Source organism: Xenorhabdus lircayensis (assembly GCF_016306625.1).
GTDB lineage: Bacteria > Pseudomonadota > Gammaproteobacteria > Enterobacterales > Enterobacteriaceae > Xenorhabdus > Xenorhabdus lircayensis.
Genome location: NZ_JACOII010000008.1, coordinates 1 through 4,988, shown reverse-complemented (window position 1 = coordinate 4,988; position 4,988 = coordinate 1). Strand labels below are relative to the sequence as shown.

General features: G+C 52.5%; 6 protein-coding genes and 1 pseudogene. All 7 read left to right on the top strand.

The genetic code is table 11. The features are described 5' to 3' along the window. The first annotated feature begins 191 nt into the window (after window positions 1–191). On the top strand, window positions 192–359 hold the full coding sequence (locus tag H8A87_RS01085; protein ID WP_198688189.1) for a hypothetical protein: 168 nt from the start codon (window positions 192–194) through the stop codon (window positions 357–359). Continuing rightward, entirely contained in the window at window positions 352–1,200 is an 849-nt protein-coding gene (locus tag H8A87_RS01080) for a replication protein (protein WP_232370004.1), read from the top strand. The genes H8A87_RS01085 and H8A87_RS01080 overlap by 8 nt, the downstream gene beginning before the upstream one ends. 53 nt (window positions 1,201–1,253) lie before the next feature. Next, window positions 1,254–1,397 (top strand): annotated as a pseudogene (locus tag H8A87_RS01075) (HNH endonuclease); the annotation flags it as partial. Window positions 1,398–1,658: 261 nt separating this feature from the next. Next, a complete protein-coding gene (locus tag H8A87_RS01070; protein WP_198688188.1) occupies window positions 1,659–2,153 on the top strand; it encodes a phage terminase small subunit P27 family in 495 nt (164 codons plus the stop codon). Continuing rightward, entirely contained in the window at window positions 2,150–3,880 is a 1,731-nt protein-coding gene (locus tag H8A87_RS01065) for a terminase large subunit (protein ID WP_198688187.1), read from the top strand. The genes H8A87_RS01070 and H8A87_RS01065 overlap by 4 nt, the downstream gene beginning before the upstream one ends. Next, the gene (locus H8A87_RS01060; protein ID WP_198688186.1) at window positions 3,877–4,038 is read left to right on the top strand and encodes a hypothetical protein; all 162 of its coding nucleotides are present in this window, start codon (window positions 3,877–3,879) and stop codon (window positions 4,036–4,038) included. Before H8A87_RS01065 ends, H8A87_RS01060 begins: the two co-directional genes overlap by 4 nt. Beyond that, a partial coding sequence (locus H8A87_RS01055; RefSeq protein WP_198688185.1) for a phage portal protein occupies window positions 4,028–4,988 on the top strand: 961 nt, incomplete at its 3' end. The genes H8A87_RS01060 and H8A87_RS01055, both read left to right, overlap by 11 nt.

Genomic DNA, 4,988 nt, shown 5'->3' with positions numbered 1-4,988 from the left:
AGTAGTGGTCATTGAAGGCGAGAACGCAGAGCGGTTGATTCAGGCTCTGGAACGTAAAGGCAAGATAAAAAGAAAAACCCCAGTTGCGCTAACAACTGAGGCTTCTGAAATGCAATTAGAACTGTCGATTTAGTAATGAGAGAAAGGTATGCAAGCCCTCTCAAAACAACATTTCACAGAGGTAATTATACATGAAAACGAAATTTAATCACAGCGCAGTGCATAAAAATATCGCACGTGAACAGGCTGATCGCGAATTCACAGTAGAAGGTGCCAAGAAATTTCGTGATGCTCTGAAAGATGCGAAATTGCGTCTGGAACATCGCGAGGAACTGACCGGAGGGAAACGCGATGAGTAATGTTGCAAGAATGGCTGATTATCGTCAGCCAATAACAAGGGTGAAAGAGGGAAATGTGAATGATGATATTGAATTCATTAAAACTCCCCGCAAGCCAAAGCTAGTTTTAATGGAAAATAGCAACAAAGGGATCACCTATCGCCAGTACAGAATCATTGATGCCATCATTGAAAAAACGTTCGGGTGGCATAAGCGTTTTGACAGAGTCACTAACACTCAAATAGGCGCAATGATTAATCTGCATCACACGCATGTAAGTACTGAAATTAAGGGGTTATTAGAAAGAAAAATACTGATTAAACAAAATAATACAATAGGTCTTAATGTGGAAACTTCTGAATGGATTTTAGATGTTAGCCAAAACAGCAAACCTTTAGCCAAATCAGCTAATAAAAGTTTAGCTAAAACAGCTAAAGAAAATAAGCTAATTCAGCTAAACACAAAAGATACTATTAAAGATAAGAAAGATAATATTACACCCCTAACCCCTCAAGAGGGGGATGACGCGGAGGTGGTCAAACCTAAAAAGCGAAACCCCGCTCCCCAAATCAACTACGACGAATATCTCAATGCCTACAACGAGGAAGTCGGCGACAGGTTGCCTCATGCTGTAGAAGCCAATACCAAGCGAAAAACCGCCTTAAAGAAAATCATTTCAAAACTGGCTACCCAGAATGTTGATGGCTGGCGAGCTTATGTCAGGGCATTCGTGAAAATGGCCCGCCCGTTTTATTTTGGTGAAAGCAATCACGGCTGGACGGCAGATATTGATTTTCTGCTGAGGGAAACAACACTGACAGGCGTTCGTGAAGGAAAATTTGCGGGGAAAGAGCATGAATAATTACATTGAAAATTATGAGCAATATGAATCCAGCGTGATTGGTGGACTGTTAATTACGGGAAGGCAGAGCGGTCACAGGTACGACGGTTGACCATATCAAACCCAAGGCTCACGGCGGCACGGATGCATTATCGAATCTGATGCTCCTGTGCTTTGCCTGCCATAAACGCAAGACAGCGACGGAGCGATTACGATGAGGCGCATGATATTTACCTTTAGTTTCCAGTGAAACGAGAGCCATCGGGACACTCAGCGCGCCTGAGAATATTGTCATTTCCAACCGCAATCATTGCGTCCGTCATGGTCACACAGGGGGAGGGGGAGGCAAAATCCCTGCCACTCTCGCCCCCCAAGGACCGCCGCTTAGGGGCAATTTTTATCCCCGCGAAAAATGAACTTTAAATCGGGCGATATTTCCTCACCTTTCATTGTCTTTCTGAATACAGGAGGTTCTGAGTATGGCCGGCACGGCGGGCAAGTCAGGCCGTCGCCCCAAGCCGACGGCACGAAAAGAACTGGCGGGCAATCCCGGTAAGCGCAAGTTGAACCGGGATGAGCCGAGCTTTACGCCCCTGACCGGCGTATCACCCCCGGATTGGTTTACTGAAAACGGGATGTCATTGGCGGTGGTGATGTGGGAACTGACCGCGAAGGAGCTGTGTAGTCAGGGAATTTTATGTATTACCGATTTAGCGGTTCTTGAGCGCTGGTGTGTGGCTTACCATTTTTGGCGGAAATTGGTTGTTGATATCAACCGCGATGGCACCCGGTTGATTGGCGCGACAGGGGGACCGGTAAAAAACCCGGACTTGACCGCCAAAAAAGAGCAGGAGTCTGAGATGGACAGAACGGGCGCAATGCTGGGGTTAGATCCCAGTAGCCGCCAGCGCCTGATCGGGGCGGCAGGCAAAGCCAAGACGGACAACCCGTTTATGAGGATGATTTCACCATGAGCCGTAAATCTTATCTGAATGTCAATGCGGTGAACCAGTACGCCCGTGATGTGGTGCGGGGCAAGATTGAGGCCGGGCGCTATGTGAAAGAGGCTTGCCAGCGCCATCTGGATGATTTGGCGAAAGAGAAGGGCAAAGCCTTTAAGTACCGTTTTGATAAAGACCTGGCAGAACAGGCTGCCCGGTTTATCCAGTTGCTGCCCCATACCAAGGGCGAATGGGCGTTTAAGCGGATGCCGATCACACTGGAATCGTGGCAGTTGTTTATAGTCTGTTCGGCCTTTGGCTGGGTACATAAGGGCAGCCGGTTGCGCCGCTTTCGGGAAGTCTATACGGAGATCCCCCGTAAAAATGGTAAGTCTGCCATCTCCGCGGGTGTTGCACTCTATTGCTTTACCTGTGATAACGAGTTCGGGGCGGAAGTTTATTCCGGTGCGACCACGGAGAAGCAGGCGTGGGAAGTGTTTCGGCCTGCCCGGCTGATGTGCAAGCGTACCCCGATGCTGGTCGAGGCGTTCGGCATTGAAGTGAATGCCTCTAACCTGAACCGTCCGGCGGATGGGGCACGCCTTGAACCACTGATAGGCAACCCCGGCGACGGGCAGTCCCCCAGTTGTGCCATTGTCGATGAATACCATGAACACGACACGGACGATCTGTATACCACCATGCTCACCGGGATGGGCGCGCGGCGTCAGCCCCTGATGTGGGCGATCACCACGGCAGGCTATAACATTGAAGGCCCCTGTTATGACAAGCGCCGGGAAGTGATTGAAATGCTGTCCGGCAATGTCCCCAATGACGAGCTGTTCGGGGTGATTTACACGGTGGATGAGGGGGATGACTGGACCTCCCCGGACGTACTCCGCAAGGCCAATCCCAATATGGGCGTCTCGGTCTATGCGGACTTCCTGCTGAGTCAGCAGCAACGCGCCCTGAACAATCCCAGGTTAGCCAGCGTCTTTAAAACCAAGCACCTGAATATCTGGGTGTCTGCCCGTGAGGCGTACTTCAATATGGTGAGCTGGAAACAGTGCGAAGACACCTCGCTGACACTGGAACAGTTCGAGGGCCAGCCTTGTGTTCTGGCGTTTGACCTCGCCCGCAAGCTGGACATGAACAGCATGGCGCGGCTGTTCACCCGTGAGATTGACGGCAAGCGGCATTATTACAGTGTGGTCCCGCGTTTCTGGGTGCCGTATGACACCGTGTACAGCGTGGAACAGACAGAAAACCGCCGCACGGCTGAACGTTTTCAGAAGTGGGTGGAAATGGATCTGTTGACCGTGACGGACGGGGCGGAAGTGGACTACCGCTATATCCTTGAAGAAGCCAAGCTTGCCTGTCACCTGAACCCGGTGGAAGAGGCCCCGATTGATCCGTTCGGGGCGACTGGTTTGTCGCATGAACTGGCGGACGAGGGCATCAACCCGGTCATTATTACCCAGAACTTCACCAATATGAGTGACCCGATGAAAGAGCTGGAAGCCGCTATCCAGTCTGGGCGCTTTCACCATGACGGCAACCCGATTATGTCGTGGTGCATCGGTAACGTGGTGGGCAAAACGCTGGCCGGGAATGATGACATCGTGCGCCCCATCAAGGAGCAAAAGGACAGCAAAATTGACGGGGCCGTCGCGCTGATTATGGCGATGGGACGGGCTATTTTGCATGCAGAACCCGACTTTCTTTCCAATCTCGATCCCGATGACCTGTTATTCCTATGAAAAATTTACTGATTGATATTACTGCGCTGACCGGTGTCGGGGCGGTGCTGGCTGGCTGTTACCTGAAGTACGGGCTGGCGAACACCCTGATCATCGGCGGTGTTTTGTTGATGGCTTATGCGCTGGCGGCGGCCAGAAGGGGGAAACATGCTGCTTGATGCGTTGTTCCGCAGTGAACCACTGGAAAATCCCCGTGTCCCGTTAACGGCAGAAGCGGCTGAGCACGACGGCCTGTTCAGCGCTGATGTGTATGTCAGCCCCGAAACCGCCATGAAGCTGGCCGCGGTCTACGCCTGTATCTATGTGCTCTCCTCCTCGGTGGCGCAAATGCCGCTGCATGTGATGCGCAAGACCGGCAAGTCGGTTGAGATGGCGCGGGATCACCCGGTGTTTTATCTGGTGCATGACGAGCCGAATGACTGGCAAACCAGCTACAAATGGCGGGAGCTGAAACAGCGCCATGTCCTCGGCTGGGGCAATGGTTACTCGTGGGTCAAACGTAACCGCCGCGGGGAGGTGATCACGGTGGAAGCGTGTATGCCGTGGGAAACCACTCTATTGAACACCGGTGGGCGCTATACCTACGGGGTGTATAACGAAGAGGGCAGCTTTGCCATCAGCCCCGATGACATGATCCACATCCGGGCGCTCGGCAATAACCGGAAAATGGGCTTAAGCCCCATCCTGCAACATGCGGAAACCATCGGCATGGGGATGAGCGGGCAGAAGTACACCAGTGCCTTTTTTGGCGGTAATGCCCGCCCGGCCGGGATTGTCTCCGTCAAGGGCGAGGTCGGGAAGGACGGCTGGGAACGGCTCAAGCAGATGTGGCGGAATGCCTCGGCGGCCCTGCGTCGCGAGGAGAACAAGACCCTGTTGCTGCCGGCTGACCTGGATTACCACGCCCTGACCGTGTCCCCGGTGGACGCCCAGCTGATTGACATGCTGAAACTCAACCGCTCCATGATTGCCAGTCTCTTCAATGTGCCTGCCCACATGATTAACGACTTGGAGAAAGCGACGTTTTCCAATATCAGTGAACAGGCGACCCAATTTGTCCGCCATACCGTGATGCCGTGGGTGGCGAACTGGGAGCAGGAGCTGAACC

Bases quoted from the DNA above. Each gene is read 5' to 3' on its own strand.
- H8A87_RS01065 (WP_198688187.1), top strand. From the start codon at position 2,150: ATGAGCCGTAAATCTTATCTGAATGTCAATGCGGTGAACCAGTACGCC.
- H8A87_RS01085 (WP_198688189.1), top strand. From the start codon at position 192: ATGAAAACGAAATTTAATCACAGCGCAGTGCATAAAAATATCGCACGT.
- H8A87_RS01070 (WP_198688188.1), top strand. From the start codon at position 1,659: ATGGCCGGCACGGCGGGCAAGTCAGGCCGTCGCCCCAAGCCGACGGCA.
- H8A87_RS01060 (WP_198688186.1), top strand. From the start codon at position 3,877: ATGAAAAATTTACTGATTGATATTACTGCGCTGACCGGTGTCGGGGCG.
- H8A87_RS01080 (WP_232370004.1), top strand. From the start codon at position 352: ATGAGTAATGTTGCAAGAATGGCTGATTATCGTCAGCCAATAACAAGG.